This is a genomic window from Ruminococcus sp. RTP21484sp1_RTP21281st1_A8_RTP21281_210402 (assembly GCF_040914025.1).
Taxonomy (GTDB): domain Bacteria; phylum Bacillota; class Clostridia; order Lachnospirales; family Lachnospiraceae; genus Blautia_A; species Blautia_A faecis.
Genome location: NZ_JBCPGE010000025.1, coordinates 4,850 through 28,874, shown reverse-complemented (window position 1 = coordinate 28,874; position 24,025 = coordinate 4,850). Strand labels below are relative to the sequence as shown.

18 protein-coding genes are annotated in these 24,025 nt (G+C 43.4%); 1 reads left to right on the top strand and 17 read right to left on the bottom strand.

What is annotated here, in order from left to right; translation table 11 throughout:
* Positions 1 to 29: 29 nt before the first annotated feature.
* From rhaB to AB5170_RS12740, 15 genes are all read right to left on the bottom strand, one after another.
* On the bottom strand, positions 30 to 1,433 hold the full coding sequence (rhaB, locus tag AB5170_RS12810; RefSeq protein ID WP_118577746.1) for a rhamnulokinase: 1,404 nt from the start codon (positions 1,431 to 1,433) through the stop codon (positions 30 to 32).
* 566 nt (positions 1,434 to 1,999) lie between these two features.
* Complete coding sequence (locus AB5170_RS12805; protein ID WP_118577747.1) at positions 2,000 to 3,112, bottom strand: substrate-binding domain-containing protein; 1,113 nt, start codon at positions 3,110 to 3,112, stop codon at positions 2,000 to 2,002.
* Between the two features lie 180 nt (positions 3,113 to 3,292).
* Positions 3,293 to 4,270, bottom strand: a complete 978-nt coding sequence (locus AB5170_RS12800; RefSeq protein WP_118577748.1) for an ABC transporter permease — start codon at positions 4,268 to 4,270, stop codon at positions 3,293 to 3,295.
* Positions 4,271 to 4,280: 10 nt separating this feature from the next.
* Positions 4,281 to 5,792 (bottom strand): sugar ABC transporter ATP-binding protein, encoded by a 1,512-nt coding sequence (locus AB5170_RS12795; protein ID WP_148461187.1) that lies wholly within the window; start codon positions 5,790 to 5,792, stop codon positions 4,281 to 4,283.
* Positions 5,793 to 5,812: 20 nt separating this feature from the next.
* Positions 5,813 to 6,790, bottom strand: a complete 978-nt coding sequence (locus tag AB5170_RS12790; RefSeq protein ID WP_118577750.1) for an ABC transporter permease — start codon at positions 6,788 to 6,790, stop codon at positions 5,813 to 5,815.
* 371 nt (positions 6,791 to 7,161) lie between these two features.
* A complete protein-coding gene (locus AB5170_RS12785; RefSeq protein ID WP_195391730.1) occupies positions 7,162 to 8,157 on the bottom strand; it encodes a substrate-binding domain-containing protein in 996 nt (331 codons plus the stop codon).
* Entirely contained in the window at positions 8,144 to 9,958 is a 1,815-nt protein-coding gene (locus AB5170_RS12780) for a sensor histidine kinase (RefSeq protein WP_173769553.1), read from the bottom strand. The genes AB5170_RS12785 and AB5170_RS12780 overlap by 14 nt, the downstream gene beginning before the upstream one ends.
* Positions 9,959 to 10,074: 116 nt before the next feature.
* A complete protein-coding gene (locus tag AB5170_RS12775) occupies positions 10,075 to 11,145 on the bottom strand; it encodes an FAD:protein FMN transferase (RefSeq protein WP_195391729.1) in 1,071 nt (356 codons plus the stop codon).
* Positions 11,142 to 12,764, bottom strand: a complete 1,623-nt coding sequence (locus AB5170_RS12770) for a response regulator (protein ID WP_173770688.1) — start codon at positions 12,762 to 12,764, stop codon at positions 11,142 to 11,144. Before AB5170_RS12770 ends, AB5170_RS12775 begins: the two co-directional genes overlap by 4 nt.
* A gap of 423 nt (positions 12,765 to 13,187) precedes the next feature.
* Positions 13,188 to 14,198, bottom strand: coding sequence for an aldo/keto reductase (locus tag AB5170_RS12765; RefSeq protein WP_118577756.1), 1,011 nt, complete (start codon positions 14,196 to 14,198; stop codon positions 13,188 to 13,190).
* An 88-nt stretch (positions 14,199 to 14,286) separates the two neighbouring features.
* Complete coding sequence (gene pfkB, locus AB5170_RS12760; RefSeq protein ID WP_173734872.1) at positions 14,287 to 15,216, bottom strand: 1-phosphofructokinase; 930 nt, start codon at positions 15,214 to 15,216, stop codon at positions 14,287 to 14,289.
* A gap of 4 nt (positions 15,217 to 15,220) precedes the next feature.
* Positions 15,221 to 16,270, bottom strand: coding sequence for a galactitol-1-phosphate 5-dehydrogenase (locus AB5170_RS12755; protein WP_118577758.1), 1,050 nt, complete (start codon positions 16,268 to 16,270; stop codon positions 15,221 to 15,223).
* A gap of 14 nt (positions 16,271 to 16,284) precedes the next feature.
* Positions 16,285 to 17,799, bottom strand: a complete 1,515-nt coding sequence (xylB, locus tag AB5170_RS12750; RefSeq protein WP_173717932.1) for a xylulokinase — start codon at positions 17,797 to 17,799, stop codon at positions 16,285 to 16,287.
* Positions 17,796 to 18,803, bottom strand: a complete 1,008-nt coding sequence (locus AB5170_RS12745) for a LacI family DNA-binding transcriptional regulator (protein WP_368361280.1) — start codon at positions 18,801 to 18,803, stop codon at positions 17,796 to 17,798. Before AB5170_RS12745 ends, xylB begins: the two co-directional genes overlap by 4 nt.
* Positions 18,804 to 18,814: 11 nt before the next feature.
* Positions 18,815 to 19,663: a class II fructose-bisphosphate aldolase gene (locus tag AB5170_RS12740; RefSeq protein ID WP_173717930.1), complete on the bottom strand. Its 849-nt coding sequence runs from the start codon at positions 19,661 to 19,663 to the stop codon at positions 18,815 to 18,817.
* Positions 19,664 to 19,919: 256 nt separating this feature from the next.
* On the opposite strand from AB5170_RS12740, the gene AB5170_RS12735 reads away from it, so the two are divergent.
* Positions 19,920 to 20,363, top strand: a complete 444-nt coding sequence (locus tag AB5170_RS12735; RefSeq protein WP_118577760.1) for an RbsD/FucU family protein — start codon at positions 19,920 to 19,922, stop codon at positions 20,361 to 20,363.
* A 59-nt stretch (positions 20,364 to 20,422) separates the two neighbouring features.
* Here the strand turns inward: AB5170_RS12735 and AB5170_RS12730 are convergent, their stop codons facing one another.
* Together AB5170_RS12730 and AB5170_RS12725 are read right to left on the bottom strand one after the other, a co-directional pair.
* On the bottom strand, positions 20,423 to 21,625 hold the full coding sequence (locus tag AB5170_RS12730; protein WP_368361281.1) for a hypothetical protein: 1,203 nt from the start codon (positions 21,623 to 21,625) through the stop codon (positions 20,423 to 20,425).
* Positions 21,626 to 21,936: 311 nt separating this feature from the next.
* Entirely contained in the window at positions 21,937 to 23,733 is a 1,797-nt protein-coding gene (locus AB5170_RS12725; RefSeq protein WP_118577763.1) for an L-fucose isomerase, read from the bottom strand.
* Between the last annotated feature and the right edge of the window lie 292 nt (positions 23,734 to 24,025).

Here is a 24,025-nt window from a genome sequence, read left to right as displayed (position 1 = left end):
TCGTATATCCCGGCTGTTTTAACTTTTCATTAAGCCTGATATACTTTAATTCCAAAAGACTCATGAATGGTAGTACGAGCCTCTTCGATTGATTTAAACTCTTCTGCTTTTAACATCTGAGCAGTAATATTACCGATTGCAGTTGCCTCTCCAGGACCTGCATGAACCTCTTTTCCTGTTGCTCTCGCAGTCAGCTCATTAAGATAGCCTGCGTTGGAACCTCCGCCAACTACATGGATACGGCTGAAGGTTCTTCCTGTCATCTCTTCCAGTTCCTTTGCTGTCTTTGCATAGCACTCAGCAAGACTGGTATAAATAACAGTAGCAATTTCTCCTAAAGTTTCCGGAACCTTCTGTCCGGTTCTTCTGCAGTAATCTTTAACCTCTTCGATCATGCTTTCCGGAGAAAGGAAGCACTCATCATTTGCATCTACTCTGGATGGGAAATCTTTCGCTTCCTCTGCCATCTGACAGATTTCTGCAAATCCATATTTATCATCATATTCATGACGAACAGACTGGATCATCCAAAGTCCCATGATATTCTTCAGATAACGGAATCTTCCTGCATAGCCGCCCTCATTCGTAAAGTTCATCTCGCAACTCTTCTTGGAGCAGTCAGCTTTTTCTCTTTCAATTCCCATCAATGACCATGTTCCGGAGCTGATATAAATAAAATCGTCGTCGTTTGCAGGAACTGCAAGAACTGCGGATCCGGTATCATGTGTAGCCGGTGCTACAACTTCCACATCAAACCCAACTTCTGCTTTTACCTCTTCTGTAAAGTGTCCAACACTGGTACCAGGCATGATCAATTTCTGGAACATTTTTCTTGGATATCCAAGTTTATCAATCAGTTCGTAATCCCAGTCCTTTGTCTCTGCATTTACCAGCTGACCTGTTGTTGCCTCTGTATACTCACAAGTTTTCTTGCCTGTAAGAAGATAATGGAAATAATCCGGCACATGAAGCATAGTTTCAGCCTGTTCCAGATATTCCGGATGTTTTGTCTTCACAGCCATCAGCTGATATACAGTGTTAAAAATTGCTTTCTGAATACCGGTACGTGCATAAAGATCCTCAAGAGAAATTGTCTTATATACTTCCTCATCCATACCTTCATTTCTGTGATCACGATATCCAACTGTATTTCCAAGGACCTTATCGTCCTTATCCATCAGTACAAAGTCAACGCCCCAGGTATCAACACCCATGCTTACCGGAATCTTGCCGATCTCTTTACATTTCTTAAGACCATTCTTAATTTCCTGGAAAAGTCTGTCAAACTCCCAGCAAAGCTCGCCGTCTTTCTTTACCATTCCATTCTCAAAACGATGAACTTCCTCAAGCTCCATTTTTCCATTCTCAAGATGTCCAAGGATCAGACGTCCGCTGGAAGCACCGATATCTACTGCTAAATAATACTTTGTCATTTTATGAAACCTCCTCAATTGTAAAATTACGCTGTATGGATCAAGGTTCCTGTCTTATTGTCCTACACAAACGTCTCATCAAACATTTTCCATAAACAATAACGGTACTGTTCACTCCGTTCACAGTAACGCGCTTCGCGATGCACAGAAATCATGCATTCGCATGATTTCGCGCCGCAATTCTCGGGTTTTCTGTGAACTTTGTTCACAAAAAACGCCTCGCGGAACGTTACCAGTGAACAGTAACACAATAACGTACCAATCCTGATATTCCTCATACAGCGGCTTTTCTAATTGATGATATCATAGTACTATAATATTCATCAATAAATAAGAACCTTGTTTGTCTAAAAAAGTGTCCTTATTTGCAAACAGAATGTTCTGTCCACTATATTCACAAAAATCCTCTCACATAAAGTATCTGGAAGATAGTGACAATATTTTCCGTGCTGCAATAATTCCTCTTTCACCCAGAAAACCCCCGGGGCAATGCCCCAGGGGTCTGTTTCATTCACAGTTTATAAACCTGCAAACATTGGACGTTGTATCGTCTCTTTACTTTTTAATTAGTCATAAAGGTTTGGAGCGATGTCTTCAGCGTCGATGTTTGTAGAATCATACCAGTAACCAGCTGTAGGAACATCCTCAAGTTCAGCTCCGTTAGCAGCTGCTGTCAGAGCGTAGATTGCATAATATCCCATCATCAGAGGAGACTGTGTAACTGCACCAAGGAATGTGCCATCTGTTACAGCTGCTTTAATGATAGAACCAGCGTCGAAACCAACACCGATAACATCACCGTTAGCTGCGTCAGAACCAAGAACGTTCAGGTTAGCGTTAGCTGCAAGAACACCCTCTGCTGCAACCTGGTTGGAACCGAAGATTGCGATACAGTTTTCCTGGGAAAGGATAGCCTGAGCCTCTGTGGAGCAAAGCTCTACAGTTGTCTGTGCCGGAACTGCAACCTGGATAACAACGTCTGCGTCAGCTTCTTCAGCGTCAGCACCTTCTGCTGCGTTTACATAGAACTCATTACCTTTAACTGCTACTGTTTTTCCATCAGCTTTAATCAGCTCGATCATCTTATTGATGAATCCTGTACCACGCTGCTGGATGTTAAGAGCTGTAGCATCCTGGTTAACCTCACCGATGATAACCTGTCCGTCAGCGTTAGCGATAACGTCTTTGATTGCCGGATACATGTTCTCAGCTGCTACAGAACCAGCCTGATTGTTGTCTGTGCAGACTTCGCAAACTACAGATCCTTCCGGAGCATCAGCGATACCTGTATCAAATGTAACAACCGGGATTCCTTTGTCAACACATGTCTGAAGAGCTTCCTGAACAGAAGATGTATCACAAGCTGCAAGTCCTAATCCAACAGGATTAGCTGCGATAGCTGTATTGATCATGTTAACCTGGTCAGCGATATCGGACTCACTGTTTGGTCCCTGTGCTGTATAGGTAACCCCTAATTCTTCAGCAGCTTTGTCCATACCTTTCATAGCTGCTTCCCAGTATGTAGACTGGAAGGATTTAACCATCATTGGGAACTCATAAGCTTCGTTAGCTGTAAGTCCTTCAAACTGATCTTCCGGAGCTGCCATAACAGTTGTTGCTGCTAAACCAGATACCATTGCTGCACAGAGTACTAATGCCATAACTTTCTTTGCTTTCATTTACTACTTCCTCCTTGAAATAAAAAATTATATAGTTTTTTATGATGATACGTCGCTACACTCTCCGACGCTTCACATCCGTTATGAAATTGTTGCTGTTTACCAGCTGTTCTGCTTATAAACAGAATTTTGCTTTTCTTCAGGCTGACTGTCTGTAAGCCAGCCTGTATGTTTCAGTTATTAGTGTGCACTTTTTTTCTCTTTCAAGATATCGATCAATACTGCAACGATCAATACAACACCTGTGATGATCTGCTGCCAGTTTGCCTGCAGACCGACATATGGAAGACCTGTCTTTAACAGCATGATTACGAAAATACCTACCAGAGTTCCTACTACAGATCCATAACCACCGGAAGCTGCAACACCACCAACGAATACACCGCCGATTGCGTCCATCTCAAGTCCGGCACCAGTACCAGGCTGTACAGTAGGAGTTACTGCTGCGTATGCGATAGCTGCAAGTCCGGTAAACAGACCGCAAACTACGTATACCATTACATGGTAAAACTTAACATTGATTCCGGAAAGAGCTGCTGCTTCTTTGTTGGAACCGATTGCGATGGTGTAACGTCCGAATTTTGTATGATTCAGAACGAACTCCATCAGGATTACCAGAAGGATCATCCAAAGGAAACCGAGCGGGTAACGGGAAGCGCTTCTTCCCTGTCCGATTGTCAGTTTAAAGATGGAATGGAACCATCCGCCTGGCTGATTCAGTGTTGGCCATGGTGTAGCACTGCAAAGAGAACCAGCACCACGGGTAATCATACAGGTACAAAGAGTAGCAAGGAATGGCGGCAGGTTCATGATACCAATAAGAACACCGTTCAATGCGCCGATTGCAATTCCAAGCACTACACAGAGCAGCATTGCTACTACTACTGGAACATTGTTGCTTCTTACAAGTGTTCCGCCGATCAATGCGTAACATACCATACCAGTTCCGATTGACAGGTCTACACCGCCTGTGATAAGCGGGAATGTAACACCGATTGCCATCAGAAGGTCATAATATGAGAAATCCAGCATACTCAGGATTGTGGTGTACTGTCTGAACTCCTTACTCATAAAGGAGAAAACAGCAGACAGTGCAATGATAACCAGCAAAACAATAAATCTCTGATCACTTAAAATACTTTTTTTCTTCTTAGTCATGACGTCCTCCTTAATCGATATTCCGTGTCGCCTTATTCATGATGTGTTCCTGTGTAGCTTCAGAAATATCAATATTTCCTGTCACCTTACCTTCACACATAACGATGATTCGGTCACTCATTCGGAGAATCTCGGTCATTTCAGAGGAAATCATAATAATAGATTTTCCTTCTGCTGCAAGCTTGCTCATTAACTTGTAGATCTCGTTCTTCGCACCAACGTCGATACCTCTTGTAGGCTCATCGAAAATCAGGATCTCACTGTCACGAGTAAGCCATTTTGCAATAACTACCTTCTGCTGGTTACCACCGGAAAGATTCACTACCAGCTGGTCTGTAGAAGGAGTCTTGGTTGCAAGCTCTTTTACATATCTCTCTGTAACTTTTTTCTCTTTGGCTTTGTTGATGAATAAACCGTTGCAATATTCTTCCATGGTAGCCAGGGTTGTGTTCTCTGTTACAGATTTCTGAACAACAACTCCATATCTTCTTCTGTCCTCAGACAGATAACCGATACCATATTTAACAGCATCCTGTGGGCTGTTGATGGTTACTTCATGGAGCTGTCCATCTTTACCCATAATGGAAATCTTACCGCTCTGTTTCGGATCTGCCCCAAACAGTGCTCTGGCTGTCTCGGTACGTCCTGCTCCCATCAAACCTGAGAAGCCAAGGATTTCACCTTTACGAAGCTCGAAGCTTACATCCTGAACCATCTTGCCTGCGTTCAGATGCTCTACCTTCAAAACAACCGGGGCATCTGGCGCAACCATGCTATGATCCTTCGGATCTTCGTAAATAACACGACCAACCATCATGTTGATAATATCTTCTTTTGTACTGTCTGCTGTGATCAGGGTTCCAACATAGCCACCATCTCGCATGACAGTTACACGGTCTGTGATGACCTTGATCTCATCCATACGGTGTGAGATGTATACAATACCAAGATTCTTCTTACGAAGGTCTTTGATGATTTCAAATAAATCCGCAATCTCCTTCTCAGTAAGAGCTGCTGACGGCTCATCAAAAATGATCACCTCAGCTTTGTGGGAAATAGCCTTTGCAATCTCACACATCTGCTGCTTACCAACAGTAAGATTACTCATTTTTTCTCTCGGATCGATCTCAATATTCAGATCCTGAAATAATTTCCTGGAATCTTCGATCATCTTCTTATCATCTACACGGATTCCCTTCTTCGGTTCACGTCCGATAAAGATATTCTGTGCAACAGTCAGATCTCCGATCATATTTAATTCCTGATGTACGATTACCACTCCGGCATCCTGAGCTTCACGGGTATTGTGAAATTCTGTCTCTTTGCCTTTATATGTAATTGTTCCGGAATCCTTCTGGTAAATACCGGTAAGCACCTTCATCAGTGTGGACTTTCCGGCTCCGTTCTCTCCCATAAGTGCATGTACTTCACCGCGTTTCACTTCGAAATTAACATGATCCAGGGCATGAACTCCAGGAAAGGACTTATCAATATCCTTCATAGTTAAAATAACTTCACCCATTGTCGAATCCTCCCTTATGATCAGTTCTTTCTGCGTCTTGCAGAAACGTCAGCGTAAACTGCTACAATAACAATGATACCTGTAATAATCATCTGCTGTCCTTTGCCAAGACCAAATGCCATGATTCCCTGCTGAAGAAGAGAGATGATAAATACACCGATTACAGTACCGCCGATGGAAGCAAGTCCACCAACCATGGATGTACCACCCATTACACAGCCTGCAATTGCCTCGTTGTTATACTGATCGCCATATCCTGGCTGAACGGTTGTATAAGTAGCTACAAAGAACAGTGCTCCGATTCCTACCAGGAATCCACAGATCACATATGCAAGCATTCTCCATTTTCTGGTATTGACACCAGAAAGACGAACTGCCTCGCTGTTAGATCCAAGACAAAGGATATAACGTCCTGGCTTTGTATTGTAAAGAACAATACCGCAAACCACTGCCATTCCAAGGAAGATCACAAGACCAACCGGGAATCCATTATAAGATGCGATATTACGGAACCATCCGTTTACCGGATCAGAACTCTGCGGCCAGCTGACTGACTGTGTCTTGGTAAATACAGAAGCAATACCTTTTGCAATGTTCATGGAAGCCATGGATACGATAAATGGCGGAACTGACATATAAGAAACCAGCCATCCATTAAATATACCAAATGCAAGACCAATGAGCACACACAGAACCATGGCAGCTGCACAAGGAACTCCATAAGAAGTCATGCAGTAACCGGAAACCAGTGCACAGCAGAACATAACCGGTCCGATGGAGAAATCAATTCCTCCCGTAGCAATTACAAATGTTACTCCAAGTGATAAAAAGCCCAGGAAGTATACATAGTTCAAAGTAGATTTGATACTGTCGCCAACAGGGAATTTACTTCCGAGTACTACCTTGAAAACTACGAACATAAGAACAAGAATACAGACAAGCATGATTCTGTTCAGGCCGAGCTTTTTCACAATTGGATTTTGTTTTAACTTTTCCAACTTTTCACCCTCCTTGATTTTTTGTTATTGTCCAGGTTTACCTCACTCTTCCTGAGCAATAACTTTTTGCACTCTCTGCGTTTTCTATATAATACCTTGAATTCTGCACAATTGTAATAGAATATTTTCCAGAAAAAGGTTAAATATTTACGGTATGGTCATAAATTTTTAACCTTTTATGTGAAATATGCACTAACACTTTACCGTGTAAAATCAAAAAACCTCAAATTCAATCCTTTTCATACATAAGAAACGCAAAAGGATCGAACCTGAGGTCTCATTTTATCTGACAGAGTATATTAAAAAGATCTGGTACAGCATAAATCGGGTAACTCTTCCGCAAAACGTGCAGCTGTGAAGATACAGAACAGCTACAAAGTCTGTTTTATGGTATTAAATGGGAAGATCAGCTTTTCGATTTCGCTGGAATACATATTCTCCGGAGTTACAAGCTGGCAGCCGGAATTTACATTCTCATCGTAAGGTTTGCCCTGCAGCATACGCACAGTCTCCGTTACACCCAGATAGCCCATCTTAAACGCTTTCTGCACAACAATTCCCTTGAAGACACCCTTTTCCATAAGCTGAACTGCTTCCTGGGAGCTGTCTACCCCCACTACCTGGATTTGGTCTTCCATATCATGTTTCTGTACCGCCCGTGCTGCGCCTACAGAGGAATATTCATTCATTCCTGCAATCATTTCAAGATTCGGATATTTCTCCATCAGTTCTTCTGTAAGCTGTGAAGCTTTATCAAACTGGGAATTACAATATACTACGTCTACAACATTCTTATTATAATCCCCCAGACCTTCCCGAAAGCCCTGTTCTCTTTCGATTGCAGTGGAAACACCTTTTACATGGCTTACAATTGCAATCTGAGAATCCTTATTTAAAAAAGTTCTGGCATATTCCCCCAGCTGCTTTCCTGCTTCCAGGTTATCTGTGGCAACTGTCATATCCTGAATATTGCTTTCTGTATAGGAATCTATAAATGTGATCTTGATTCCCTTATCTTTTGCCTTCTGCAATAATTCATCGGAAGCATCAAAGCTGGAAGGGGAAAATAATATTGCATCCGGATTTTTCTCAATGGCCTCTTCCAGAAGTTTATTCTGTACCTCCACATCCTGTTCTCTCTCCGGTGCCAGCACTTCCAGTTCTGCACCGCATTCCTGCGCCGCCATTCTTGTCCCTGAAATCAGGGAGGTCCAGAAGTCATTGGTTCCATCCTCTGTTTTCGGTATGTAAATTAATGACCACTTTTTGTTATTATTTTTTTGACGAATATAAAGCATTCCTCCGGAAACCAGACACACCGCCAGCGCTATGCATACAAGCATAAGCCATTGTTTACGCTTTTTCATGATGTTCCTCCTGCTCGATCGGAATTACCACTGTAACAGTCGTACCTTTTCCTTTTTCACTTTTATAGCTCAGACCATATTCCTTTCCATAGTACATACTGAGACGTCTTTGAACGTTGTATACACCGACACCATTAGAACGATAATTGACTTTATGCTTCTCAAAAATCCGGTTCAAGGTCTCCTCATCCATTCCCACACCGTCATCTGCTATTTCGATAACTGCATTTCCATCTTTCTGGTATCCGTTAACAGTAAGCATCCCTTTTGATTCCTTATATTTAAGACCATGATAAATTGCATTTTCCACAATTGGCTGAAGTACAAGTTTCACTATATGCACACTGTTAATAGATGGATCCACATTGATCTCAAATTCCAGTTTATCCTTATAGCGCATTTTCTGAATGGTGAGATAACTCTTTACATACTGGATTTCCTGGCCGATGAGGACCGTTTCATCTTCGTTGCTGATACTTTGCCGCAAAAGCCGTGCCAAAGAAGCGGTCATCAGTACTACATCTTCATATTTCTTTCCTTCTGCCATCCAGATAATGGAATCCAGCGTATTATAAAGAAAGTGGGGATTGATCTGGGACTGAAGAGCTTTCAGTTCGCTCTTTCGCTTCAGTTCCTGTTCGTGGACATTCTGTGCCATCAGATCTTCAATCTTATGGGTCATCACATTGAATGATGTGGTAAGACTTCCAATTTCATTCTGGGAAGGTATAACCAGATCATCTGCTGCCTTGAAATCTCCTTCCTGAACCCTTTCCATAGAATCACGAAGCTTCTGAATCGGAAGAGTTATGCTTCTGGCAATAAAGCTGGAAATAAGCATGGCGATCACAACCAGCACAATGGCCGTCATTACATATATGTTATTGGCCTCTTTGCTGCTCTTTAAAAGCTCTGCCATATTCATGCAGCCAACAATCGTCCAGCCAGTTATTTCAGAGCGGGCAAGTGTATAGATTTTTTCGTCATCTCCCTCTCCTGTTACTACCGTATCTGTGTCGGCATTCATAACAATATCAATGTTCTCCGTCTGAAGCTCATTATACAGCTGCTGCTGGCTTGGATGATAAACGATGTTTCCATTCTGATCCAGAATAAATACATATCCCTTATCCCCAATGCTGTTCTGGTCGCAGAGCTCACTGATGGCGCTGTAATTCAAGTCAATAAATACAACACCGTCACTGTTTCCCGTGCCATAAAAATTATGGACTTCGCGGCTTAATGTAATCACCCACGGACGCTGGTCCTTAATCACATGCTGGACATGGGAAGAACTGAGACAATACTGATTATAATTATCTACTGCATTGGTGTACCACTCCTGAGTGGAAAGATCCAGATCCGGATTGGTGGCCTGATATCCGCTGTTTATAAGCATAACCCCATCTTTTTGCACGATTCCAATGTTGCAGATGTCATCACGTCCTTTCAATATCGTACTGAATTGTTCCTGGAGACGCTTCCTGTGCCCTTCTTTTACAGCCTCATCCTCACCGATACGCTGGTACAAAAGCTGATACGCATCCTGGCTTTTTGCAATAACTGAGGCAATATTATCCATATATGTAATATACGAATCAACATTCTGATTCAGCTGATGTATAATGGTCTGGGTATAAATGGCAGAGTTCTCATAAACTGTAGAATTCGTATATCTTACTGATACTGCAGTCGCTGCAAGCACCGCACAGAGAACCAGAACAGAAACAGCCGCAAATATAGTGCTTTGAATACTTTTGAAGCCTTTAAGAAATTTTCGTTCTCTTTTGTTTTTATTCATAGGCTGCTCTCCCTTGCGTTTTCTCATTCATTTAACTTATTATTTTTCATATCTTTCATCACTGATTTCTGTAGAAATAATCCACCTGCTGGCAGCAAATCTTTTTATAGCTGCAATTATTCACTTCCGGATTCAATCATTTCCAGCTCCCACTCTGTCTGAAAATTTCCCTTAAGATTCTCTGAAATATGAATCTTCCCATCATCTGTCACCAGGATCACATTGAATTCTTCCCTGTGCTGCCGCCAGAATTGACAAGCCTTCTCATAGCCCATAATATAAAGAGCCGTGGACATTCCATCCGCAAGTGTACCGTCCTTTGATACGATTGTCACAGACAGCAGATCTCCATCTGCCGGATATCCTGTCCTGGGATTGATGATATGAATATAGGTCTCCCCATTTTCTTCAAAATACCGCTCATAACCGCCAGAAGTAACTACGGCCTGATTTTCCACAGATAAAACACCAATATAATCCTGCTGTCCGCCTTTTGGATCACGTATTCCCACTTTCCAGCTGCTGCCGTCTGGCTTCGTCCCTATCGCCTGAATGTTTCCTCCAAGAGAAACCAATGCGGAAGAAACGCCATATTCCTGAAAAAGCTCTGCCAGCTTCTGACCTGTATATCCTTTTGCAATTCCTCCAAAATCAATCTGCTGATCTGCTCCAAGCGTTACAAACTTTGCTTTTTCTTTGCTGTCCCTGCCCTTTTCATCAGAGTCCCGGGTCTGTATTTCTACTTTATTTCCATCCACCAGTGCCAGTTTTTTTTGTACTTCTGCAGCTGTAGGCACATGATAATTACCTGTGGGAAATCCCCATAGCTTCATCACCGGATAAATCGTATCGTCAAAAAGTCCGTCTGTCTCCTGATAAATCTCTTTTCCCCGGAGGATCAGTTCTGCCAGATCATCTGTTGCCTGCAGATTTCCCTGTTCGTTTAAGGCATATACTTCACTTTTACTGTTTTCTGCTGATAACATCGCATCCAGTTTCTGTACTTCTTCTATAGCTGCATCTACAGCTTTTTCGCTATTTTTACCATATGCGGTAAACTCCATATAGGTGTCCATCGCAAACAGCTGCTTCTGGCATTTCTGATTCTGAACAAAATACCTGCTGCCTTCTGTAAGAATCAAAATTCCAATACATATGCCGGCTGCCGTCAGTACTTTTCTTTTCATATGGATCTTTTTTCCCTTGCATACTCGGTAGGAGTCTTACCTGTCATTTTCTTAAAAGAAATTCCAAAATAATGGGGATCTGAAAAGCCCACCTTCTCCGCAATCTCATAGTTCTTAAGTGCAGTCTGTTCCAGGAGTTCCTTTGCCTTTTCCATACGGGTCTTACTGAGGAATTCCAGGAAAGTGCCTCCTGTGGCTTCCTTAAAAATAGTACTGAAATAGCTTGTACCAATATTCAGATAGGAGCAGATATCATTCAATCCTAATTCCGGCTCATTGTAATGCTGGCGAATATATTCCATAGCAAGTACCGCCTGCTTCTGCCCGCTGGAGCTGTTCAGGGAAGAGCACCTTTCGAATACCTCGTGAACATAGTCCTCTGCCATTTTAAAAGCTTCCTTAAAAGTTTTCTGTTCGGTTACCCGTCCCATGAGAATTTCTCTTTTGTGGAACAGATCTTCATTCTCAGAAGAAAGAGCTTCCCAGCAGCTTCCTGCATGGCGCAGAATCATCTGAAGGCAGACACAGGCCTGACTTTTATCCACTCTGGCCTTTTTGATCTCAGATTTCATAACAGAAAGAGCCTGATTCATCTCAGCTTCATTGCCTTTCTTGATTCCATCTACCATATCGCTTAATGGCTGCTGCAAAGAAATACTTCTCTCCGGATTCAGTGTTTCTGTATCAATGAGCAGATTTCCGCCCAGTAAATAGCGCAGTTCAATAGCCTTCTCAGCCTGGTTATGAGACTGGATCGTATCTCCGGGATTCCTTACCCAGCCCCCAATTCCTGCTGAAGCTTCAATGCCGATCACTTCTTTTACTTTTTTCTGGATTTCCTGACAGATTTCCTGTATTTCTCTGGAAAACTCCCTGCTGCGGTTTCCCATAAAGAGGATACACACCCGGTTATTTCCTTCCTGATAGGCAATTCCTGCATTACGATCTGTCACGATCTCATCTGCAACATTAAATAAAACAAAAGCCATTAATGCGCTCTCCTGGCGTTTTTCCATATCAATCTGATGAATATCGGAAAACAGATCCATGTCAAATAACGCAACCCGATAAGATGCTGCCTCCAGATTAATTCCCATTCCAGACAATTCCTCCAGGCTCTCCTGCACATCCCGCGTACAGCTTACCAGAGATTCAATCGCTTTCGAACGAATCACCAGAGCATTTTTGTGATAATCCTGAGATGTCTTTGTGAGGGATTCTATTTTCTTCTTTTCTTTTCTCTGCAGATCTACTTTTTCTTTCATTTTGCCAATAACTTCTCTGAGCTCCATAGCAGTTACCGGCTTCAGCATGTATTCGCTTACATTATACTGAATTGCTTTCTTTGCATATTCAAATTCCCCGAAGCCACTGAAGATCACAATTACGATCTCCGGGTAATTATCATGCAGAAAATGGCTCAGTTCCATTCCATCCATATACGGCATCAAAATATCTGTGAGAACAATATCTACCGGATGGCTCTTCACAAAATCTGCTGCCTGCTTTCCGTTTTCGCAGTCTCCTACAAGCTGGCAATCCATGGACTTCCAGTCAATATTCTCCTTTATGGCGTCACGTACCAGGATCTCATCATCTACAAGTAAAATTCGATACATAGTTTTCGCTTTCCCTTTCTATACACAGCATGTACCTCATCGGCTCCCCTGCGCCTGTTTGCACATGGTATTCTATTAATTTCAGCTAAATATTATATTATCACATACCATAAAATCATGCAAACTAAACAAACAATTCCAGAGTTTGTTTAAAAAACATTGGTTACTGTTCACTCCGTTCACAGTAACGCGCTTCGCGATGCACAGAAATCATGCATTCGCATGATTTCGCGCCGCAATTCTCGGGTTTTCTGTGAACTTTGTTCACAAAAAACGCCTCGCGGAACGTTACCAGTGAACAGTAACTGTTTGGTTACTGTTACTGTTTACTGGTAACAAAAAAGCTGCAAAGTTATAAGCATTATAAACCCTGCAGCTTTTCTGCTGTGTAAGATATTCAAAGAAGCTTTGAAATTATAACCATTATTTTACAATCACTCCATCCTCATCCCAGAGATCGTGCCAGTCCTTTGCACCTTCCCACAGGAATACATGGCCTTTGATCAGACGGTTATTCTTATCAAGGGAACGGATGGTTTCCATCTCTTCTTCTGTCAGAGGATCTTCCGTGACACATTTCAGATTCATGGTGTAATTCTTCTCTTTCAAAGAGAATGGAATTGGGGAAGCACCTCTCTGTACAGCCCATTTAATGCAGATAACTGCTGGATGTACACCATGTGCCGCTGCAATTGCTTTCAGCTCTGGCAGTTCAATATCCGCAATATCTTCTGGCATTTTATCACGTTCCGGACGTTCAGGAGAACCAATTGGGCAGAATCCTACCACTTCAATACCATGCGCTCTGCAATAATCAAACAGCTCCGGCTGCTGGAAGCATGGATGAAGCTCCATCTCGATCGCAGCTGGTTTAATTCTGCAAAGTGGAAGTACTGCCTCCAGTTTCGGGATTGTCATATTAGACATACCGATATGTTTCGTCAGACCCATATCTACCAGGCGCTCCATCTGGCGCCAGGTTTTCATAAAGCGCTCTACTGTAAACGGTTTGGAATCAGGATTTCTGGAATCCACATCACAATGTGGTGCATGATAGTTCGGGAATGGCCAGTGAACATAATACATATCCAGATAGTCAAGCTTCAGATCCTTTAAGGTCTTCGCACAGGCAATCAGTACATCTCCGTCACCATGCATATCGTTCCATACTTTGGAGGCAATAAAAAGTTCTTCTCTTTTTACAATACCTTCTGCAAATGCATCTGCGAAAATCTTTCCGATCATATCTTCATTTCCGTAACATGCAGCACAATCAAAAGAACGGTAACCTACGCGAAGTGCACCTGCAACAGAAGCAGAAACTGCGTCTGCATCTGCATGGTCACTTCCAAAAGTACCCATTCCAACAGCTGGCATCTTAGCGCCAGTATAAAGTGTTCTCTGCGGAACAATTGCCGGATCAATCATTGTCATTTTCTTATCCTCCTTAACATTTCTTTTGCACTATGGCTTTCAATTACAACGCAATTTACTTTCGCTTAATATCTTTTACTACATTTTCTTATAATTTAGTAACCTCAATCTGTGGAAGCAGTTTTTCCATATCTTCCATCACAAAAAATCCAGTCTCCTCGCGCATGGCTGCTGCCGCTGAAATAGCACTTGCCAGTTTCATTGTCTCAGGAAGTGAAAGTCTCCTGGATAAACCCAGTGCGAATCCTGCGATCATAGAATCTCCACACCCAACTGTGTTCACTGCATTTATTCTCGGAACCAGTGCACGGAAAATTCCTCCATTACCTACTGCAAGAGAACCGTCAGCTCCCAGGGAAACAGCTACGATTTCCACACCTTTTGCATGAATCTCTTTCGCCGCATCTATAATATCCTGAATATTATCACATTTCTTGCCTGTGAGCATACGGATTTCATCAATATTGGGCTTGATCATAGTAGGTGCTGCTTCAATTCCCATTTCAAGAAGTTTGCCACTGGTATCCAGAATAACCGGAATTCCTGCCTCTTTTACAATCTTTATAAGTCGCTGATAAGCAGTTCCATCAAGTCCTTTCGGAACACTTCCTGACATTGCAACTACTTTCGCTTCTTTTACAAGATTACAGAATTTTTCCTCAAATCCGGCAAAATCCTCTTCTGTAAGGGTAAACCCAGGTTCCAGAAATTCTGTCTGAACTTTATTAACTTCATCCCAGATATTAATACAGGATCTGCTTTCTGCAGCTACATGATAAAAAGCACTTTTAATACCAAACGGTTTCAATGCATTCTCAATATAAGCTCCTGCATAACCACCTACAAAACCTGTGGCAGTCACCTCTGCTCCGTAAATTGAAGCCGGCTTGGATACATTCAGACCTTTTCCACCAGGAACATAAGTACATTCCTTTACACGATTCACTTCTCCAGTCTTAAAGTTATTTACCACATACCGCTTATCAATGGCTGCATTTAATGTTACTGTCAGTATCATATGCTCAATCCTCATTCATCAGAAGAATCTTCCCCTTTACAAGACCAGGTGTCTTATAGAGCTGGAATGCTTCCTGAGCCTGACTCATTGGCATTTTGCGATAAATAAATCCCGGATCAAATTTCAGCTGACCGGTTGCAAAATAATGAGCTGTAAGATCCCACTCTTTGCCTGGGAACGGGGAACTATAGGACATCCAGGAGCCTGTAAGTTTAAATTCTTTACGATTCATATTCTCCCACTGCTTTGGTGTAAATGTAAGATCTGCATGAGGTGTTCCAATGAAGCATACGTGTGCCTTATTCGCAGCAAGTTCAAATGCCATATGCATAGTGGGAACCTGTCCGGCTGTTTCAAACACATATTCATAGCCCTTACCACCGGTAATTGCCATAGCCTCTTCCATATAATTCTCTTTGGTTGTATTGATAACTGCATCTGCGCCCATTCTCATGGCAAGATCCAGGCGTTCCTCACTAATATCAAATACGACAACCTTCTTGGAACCAAAGATCTTTGCCCACTGCATTGTGAATATGCCAATTGTTCCACATCCTAAAATTGCCACGCAGCGACCGCCCTGATAATCATTCTGAAGGAGTCCATGAAGAGCAACTGTGGATGGCTCGAACATTGCACCCTGTTCATAGGAAATAGACGGATCAAAAGGAATCGCATTCTGCTCTGGAATTACTACATAATCCGCATTACTTCCCTGCTGCCTGGAACCGATAAAACTGTAATGCTTACATAAGGAGAAGTTTCCATTCTGACAGTCATCACACTTCATGCACGGAAGAAGCGGAGCCCCGGAAACGCGGTCGCCAACTTTCACCTTGGTGACCCCTTCGCCAACTTCTACTACATCACCGGAAAACTCATGTCCAAGAACGATAGGATAAAAATGAACACCATGATTCAATACTCGCGGAACATCAGAGCCACAAATACCGGAAGCTTTTACTTTAATCTTTACCCATCCTGGTTTTGCCTGCGGTTCTTCGATTTCCTGGTACTGTACATCCTCGTTTGCAACTACAACTGCTGCTTTCATCTTGAAATACCTCCTTACTTCCGTACCATCATAGCTTTCAGAGATTCATATAAATCCCTGTATGTACGGTATGTCTTATTATAAACTTCTTTATTCTCAGGATTGGGCTCATGGCGTCTTGTCTCTTTCACTGTCATGGAAACCGCTTCCTCGTAATCTTTATAAAATCCAACTCCTACGCCAGCCAGGATTGCAGCACCTAATGTGGTTGCTGTATCGGAAGCAGGGACCACCACTGCCTTGCCTGTCACATCAGCCTTAATCTGAGTCCAGAGAAGGGAATTGGCTGAACCTCCCATAGCACGAAGAACTTCTGCTTTAGCACCTGCTGCTTCAGCCACCTCCAGATTATGTCGCAGGGAAAATGCTACGCCCTCCATACAGGCTCTTACCATGTGTCCCTTGGTCTTAGCAAAATCAAGGCCATAGAAAACACCTTTGGCGTATGGATTCCAGACAGGGGATCTCTCTCCGGACATATACGGAAGGAATACAACGCCTTCACTTCCGGCTGGTACTGCCTCGGCAATCTCATTCAGTTGTTCCAGAGAAGATTTCCCGGTATCCGCCTTACGGCTCCTCTCATAATCTGCAAACTCTCTCTCAAACCAGCGCATGACACCGCCGCCTCCGGTAGTTCCTCCCTGAAGGAGCCACTGCCCTGGCACTACGTGATATCCTAAGATCAGGCTTGGATCTGCTTTATATGTATCGGTGCAGATGCTCATGCCACCAGCCTGTCCACCCTGCTCCTGGGTCTCCCCCGGATGAATCACCCCCGCACCAAGTGTCCCACAGGCTGCATCCAGACCGCCGGCCACTACAGGAGTTCCGACAGCCAGTCCAGTCTGGGCTGCTGCCTCTTCCGTCACAGTTCCCACTACCTTATCGCACGCAACAATCTCCGGAAGAAAATCCACAGGAATTCCCAGTTTCTCACACATCACTTCATCCCAGGTACCAGTACGCATATCAAAGCAATGCAGACCATATCCCTGTGAAAGATCCTGTGTAATGGCACCAGTCAGTCTGTAAGCAATAAAGCTGTTTGACTGAAGGATCTTGTAAATCTTATTATATACTTCAGGCATATTCTCCTTATACCAGAGAATCTTCGCTGTGGTATAAGAAGGCTGAAGAGAATTACCGGCAACATTGAAAATATTCTCACTGCCGATTTCATTATTGAGTCTGTCGCAGATTTCCTGGGCTCTTGTATCCATCCAGATAGGTGTATCTGTCAGAACATTTCCCTCATGGTCAATGGCAATAGCCGACCAGCTCTGCCCATCAATTCCCACTCCAGCAATCTGCTCTCCTGAAATATTACCTGTCTTCAGGCATTCGCAAATAGCGCCGCAAACCGCATGCCACCATTCATCCGGCTTCTGCTGCGCCCATCCCTCATGAGGATAATAAACAGGGTAATCCCCATTGGCGGAAGCCATCACCTTTCCGTTCTTGTTAAATATGGCAACCTTGCACGCGCTGGTTCCAATATCAATTCCTAATAAATAGTCTTTGCTCATCCTTGTCTCCTTATGGATTTCCCCATAAAAATATCAGTCTGAAGTTTCCGTACAATATGGTCAGGAAGCTCCTCTCTTCCGTCAAGCCGTTCCAGCATGATCTGTGCTGTTTCCCTTGCAATTTTCTCTGTAGGCTGTGAAACAATGGTAAGTGCAGGTCTGCAGGCACGGGCAAAAGGCAGATTGTCAAATCCAACCAGGGAAATCTCCTCTGGCATGGATACCCCCATCTCGTTAAGCCCGATCACTGCCCCCATAGTCATCTCATAGTTTGTCACAAAAACAGCTGTCATATCAGGATTCTCTTTCACCAGCTCTTCTACTGCCTGAACGCCTCCCTGGATCGTGTAATCACCATGGCAGATCAGCTTTTCATCAACCGCAATTCCATGATCCTTAAGGGCTTTCATGTATCCTAACATACGCTGTCTGGCAGTGAATACCTCATCCGGGCCACCGATCAGACCGATTTTCTGATGCTGTTGTTCTACCAGCATGCTAACAGCCTTCTCAGCTGCATTTACATTATCCACCAACACACAGTCGCAGGATATTCCCTGGATCATACGGTCGATAAGCACAATGGGCTTACCAGTTTTCTGAAATTCATTCAGATGGGCTCCTGTCATATCTACCGGCATATTAATAATTCCATCCACACGTTTCCTGGTAAGGAAATCCACTGCTTCTTTTTCAAGCTTCTTATCTGTTCTGCAGTCACAGACAATCGCTGCATATCCATGGCTTCGGAGGATATCCTCCATTCCACTGATGATTTCGGCACAGAAAACATTGTTCAGTTCTGGAATCACAACCCCCACTGTTTTGGTAGCATTGGTCTTCAGACCGCGGGCAACTTCATTTACTTCGTAATGTAATTCTTCGATGGCTTCTTCGATCTTGATACGGTTCTTCTCTCTTACATTCCCCCCATTGAAATAAGAGGAAATCGTTGCCAGGCCAAGTCCTGTCCGTCTGGCAATATCTTTCATCGTCGCTGCCATAAATCAGCCTCTTACTCAGCCTTTCCGTCACAGCCGCAAACTTTCATACGAGCCATTACAAGCTCTTTCACAGCTGCAATTCCAGCCTTGCCATATGCCTTAGGATCAAATACCTTCTCATCCTCAAGTGTCTCTCTGACAGCCTTGGAGTATGCCGCACGAAGCTCGGTGGCAAAATTAACCTTACAGATTCCTCTCTTTACACAATCCATAACATCCTCATCGCTAAGACCGGAAGCGCCATGAAGAACCAGCGGAATATCTACAACTTCACGAATTTCACTTAAACGCTCCTTATCAAGAACAGGAGTTCCCACATAGAAGCCATGTGCTGTGCCAATTGCTACTGCAAGAGAAGTAACGCCTGTGCGCTCTACAAATTCTCTGGCTTCCTGTGGATCGGTATTGGTATCTGCAACTGCAACCAGATCGTCTTCCTTACCACCTACCTTACCAAGTTCTGCCTCGCATGGGATTCCCATAGAAGCTGCTACGTCAGCCACCTTCTTGCTCACCTCAATGTTTCCTTCATAATCCAGCTTAGAACCGTCAATCATCACGGAAGTATATCCAGCCTTCAGTGCCTTCATCGCAAGATCAAAGCTACTGCCATGGTCAAGGTGCAGGCAAACTGGAACGGAAGCCTTTGCAGCTTCTGCTGCAACGATTGCCTGATAGGTCTCAAGAGTGCCATATTTAATAGTAGATGGAGTAGTCTGGATCATAACAGGTGCTTTCAGCTCCTCAGCTGCCTGAATGATAGCTTTCACCATCTCCATATTCTCTGCATTAAATGCACCTACTGCGTAACCGCCCTGCTGAGCCTTCAGCAACATTTCCTTAGATGTAACAAGTGGCATATTCTCCTCCTTCTGCCTGCTTGTGCAGGCCATGAATCTTCTGTTTTTGAAAACCGAAACGTTTCCGTTTTAGTTCATATTAACTCTTTTCCAAATTTCTGTCAACAGTAAATATTTCATCTTTTTGCGTAAAATTTTACCTTGAAAAATCCAGCAAAGAAAGGTAACTTATAGAGTAGAATACTTTCGGAACCGGTATCAGTTTTTATAGATTACTGTGCCAGATTTCTGAGAAAGAACGAAGGGAGAATATATTATGTTAAAAGGAATTCCAGAAATACTTTCACCACAGCTTTTAAAAGTTTTATGCGAGATGGGACACAGCGACCGCATCGTTATCGCGGACGGCAACTTCCCAGTAGAATCAATGGGTAAAGATGCAATTGTTGTTCGTTGCGATGGACATGGAGTTCCAGAACTTCTGGACGCTATCCTTACTGTTATCCCTCTTGATTCTTATGTAGAGAAACCAGTTACCCTGATGGAAGTTATGCCTGGCGATCCGGTAAAAACCCCAATCTGGGATACATACAAAGAGATTGTTTCCAAACATGATGAACGTGGCGCCGAAGCAGTTGGAAATATCGAGCGTTTCGCATTTTATGAAGAGGCAAAGAAAGCATATTGTATTATCGCTACAGGTGAGAAAGCTGTTTACGCAAACGTTATGCTTCAGAAAGGTGTTGTTATCAACAAATAATTTTTTTCAGCTAAAAAGCTCCGTCGGATTCCCGGCGGAGCTTTTATTATTCATGTTTATTATGATTCACTATTTTTTCCTTTTTTCTTAAGGAGCCAGATTACCACTGCGATGCCAATGATAATAACTACAACCAGAATCCAGATAACAGAATTCATTCCCTTATCTGTGCTCTCCACATTTTCGCTGGATGCTTCCTGTTCTGCACTTTCTGAAGGAGCAACTGTTACTGTTGCCTCTTCTGTAGGCGCAATAGTCACACTTGGCTCCGGGGTGGGAGTACTTGTCTCTGTTGGTTCCGGAGTAGGAGTACTTGTCTCAGTCGGCTCCGGGGTAGGCGTGCTCGCCTCAGTTGGTTCCGGGGCAGGAGTGCTCGCTTCAGTCGGCTCAGGGGCAGGAGTACTTGTCTCAGTTGGCTCTGAAGCTGCAGTTGCTTTCTTAGTCGGTTCCGGAGCAGGAGTACTCGTCTCAGTTGGCTTCGGAGCAGGAGTACTTGTCTTCTCAGGCTTCGAGGTAGGAGTGCCTGTTGGCTCTGCCTCCGCATCACCGATATCTTTGCCTTCGGTACCTGCTTTTCCAACTTCAGAAGTATTCTCTCCAGCCTGAACAGATTGGGAACCGTCTTCCGCTTCTTTCTCAGTTTCAGGAACAAGTTCTACTGTACTCTCTTCCGTATTGGTGGCTTCTGCAATATTTACCCAGCCAGAAACATCACCAGCCTCTGTGTGTCCCCAGATACCATCTTTACCAGTATCTACTTCTGTATCAATATATAACTTCTCACCATTCGCTATATTACAGCCTCCGGAAACTGTGCCGTACTTTTTTCCAGGTCCTTTATACAGGCAAACGGAACCGTCTTCCTTAGCATTGACTGTAATACTGTAATTCGCATCCTTGCTTCCGTATAAAACAAGCTCTGATGCCACTGCCTCGGCAAGAGTAGCCGGCTTCAGATAATTCTCTTCCAGGAAACCAAACATGCCATGAAGCTGAGCATATACCCATACCTTTCCAGCTTCATCTGTGGTCTCTCCTTCTACATGGATCGCAGTTCCATTAGGAATCAGCTCATCATTCAGCTTCGGGCTGGAAGCATCTGCCTCTGAATACATGTCAACACCGCCATCAGGCGATTCTACAATCATATAGTAATCTGTTTTATAATCAACCTGCTGTGTCTTTCCTGCATCTGCAAAAACTCCCACAGTCATGCAAAAAGTAAGAAGCACAGCCAGCAACATTCCCAGCTTTTTCTTCATATATATCCTCTTTTCCCTCTTATATACATTTTCTGTTTTTCATTGTAACACACCAGGAAAAACTTGCAACCATTTTTCTCATATTTTCCCATTATTTTACAGCAACAGTTACTATTCACCGGTAATGTTCCGCGAGGTGTTTTTATAAACAATTTCACAGAAAAATCGGGAATCCGGGCGTGAAATCATGCGAATGTATGTCCGATAAAGAGCCCCAGACAATAAAAGAGCGAGACAAAAGTCCCGCTCTCTCAGCTTTCCTTCATTGTCCTGGGGGAGTGAAAGAAAGCAGTTAAATTATAAAAAGCTAATTATTTATAAAGAGGTCCATAGTTCTTGCAAGCTCTGAAATCTGCACCTTCTTTATCCATTCCAAATGCATTCCAAGCTGCCGGACGATAGATATCTTTCTCCGGAACGTTATGCATGGATACCGGGATACGAAGCATAGAGCACATTGTGATCAGGTCAGCTCCGATATGTCCGTAGGAGATAGCACCGTGGTTAGCTCCCCAGTTGTTCATTACATCATAAGCTGTCTTGAACGGTCCCTCTTTGCCATCGCATCTTGGAGCAAACCATGTACATGGCCATGTGTAGTCTGTACGTTTCCAAAGTTTGTCAGATACTTCTGCTGGAAGAGCAACTGTCCATCCTTCAGCAATCTGCAGAACCGGTCCAAGTCCTTTAACAAGGTTCAAACGGATCATTGTTGCAGGCATCTGAGCTTTTGTTTCATAACGGCTGGAGTATCCGCCTCCACGGAAGTATCCGTTGTCAGCCATACACCATTCAGTGTTTTCCATGATAGCTTTCTGGTCTTCTTCTGTGATATCCCACCACTGTTTCATAACAGCATTGCCGTTTTCATCTTTAGCTTCGCCGTTAGCGTCAAGGCAAGCAGCACCGGAGTTGATCAGGTGAAGGAATCCGCCAGCTTCTTTAGCTACGCCTTCAAGGTCATATCCTGTAGCTTTCTTAACAGCCTCTGGGCTCCAGTATGTACGAACATCAGCGAAGATCTGAGCTCTGTTTGTAAGAAGTTTCATGAACATCATTCCAAGTCCGTTGAGAACGTCATTCTCTGTAGCGAGGATGTATGGCTCACGAGCTCCGTTCCAGTCGAAGGATGTGTTCAGCATAGCTTCTGCAAAGTCACCGTTTGGATAGAAATCTGTCCACTGTCTCTGTCCCTGGAAACCAGCTGCCAGAGCGTTGTGTCCGATTGCTTCCTCGGAGAATGCAGGATCAAGGTTATCGCAGCCGTTCATCAGCTCTTTGATGATAACTGCCATTTTAACTACGAACTCAAACTGCTCTTCTTTCTTCTCTGGGGAGAACTGCAGTTCTTCAGGGTTCTTGTCCCAACCAATCTTACAGGTCTCTTTCGCCCATTTGAGAGCTTTCTCAAATTCTGCGTGATCGTAGATGCCTTCTGTCATACGACGGATGATTTCTACCTCATCAACGGATTCAACACGCATTCCAAGATAGGATTCGATGAAATCGGAATCAATGATAGATCCGCCGATACCCATTGTAACGGAACCGATCTGCAGATAGGATTTGCCTCTCATGGAAGCAGCTGCAACTGCTGCACGTCCGAATCTGAGTAATTTCTCTTCAACGTCTGCCGGGATAGATGTGTCATCAGCTTCCTGAACATCATGTCCATAGATACCGAATGCCGGAAGACCTTTCTGTGCATGTGTAGCAAGAACGGATGCAAGGTAAACTGCTCCTGGTCTTTCTGTTCCGTTGAAGCCCCATACAGCTTTGATTGTCTGAGGATCCATATCCATTGTCTCTGCGCCATAGCACCAGCACGGTGTAACAGTAAGTGTGATGTCTACGCCTTCTTTACGGAATTTGTCAGCACATGCAGCACTTTCACCTACACGTCCGATTGTTGTATCAGCGATAACAACTTTAACAGGCTCACCGTTGGAATATCTCAGGTTTTCTTCAAAAAGTTTCGCAGCGGATTTAGCCATATTCATTGTCTGCTCTTCAAGAGATCCTCTGACATCGAGTGCTCCTCTACGTCCGTCGATTGTTGGTCTGATACCGATAACCGGATAGCTGCCTACTAATCTGCTCTTTGCCATGATTCATTACCTCCATAATAAATATATTCTTTTTTAAGAGGTTTCACTAAAAAACCTCCCTGTTTCCTATAGTTCATAGTATACAATTGCCAAACCGTAATTACTTGTGATATAATGGCAAAAAATAGTACAATATTCACTTTTTTGATCATTTTGTAAAAAATCCATCAAATTAACTTAAGGAGGAATTTATTTTGCAGGATCTGGACCATAATGAAGACCGTTTAAGGGGAACATATGATTTTCCTTTTGAATTTCATCATATTGATCAGGCTCATCCGCGCTATGTAAT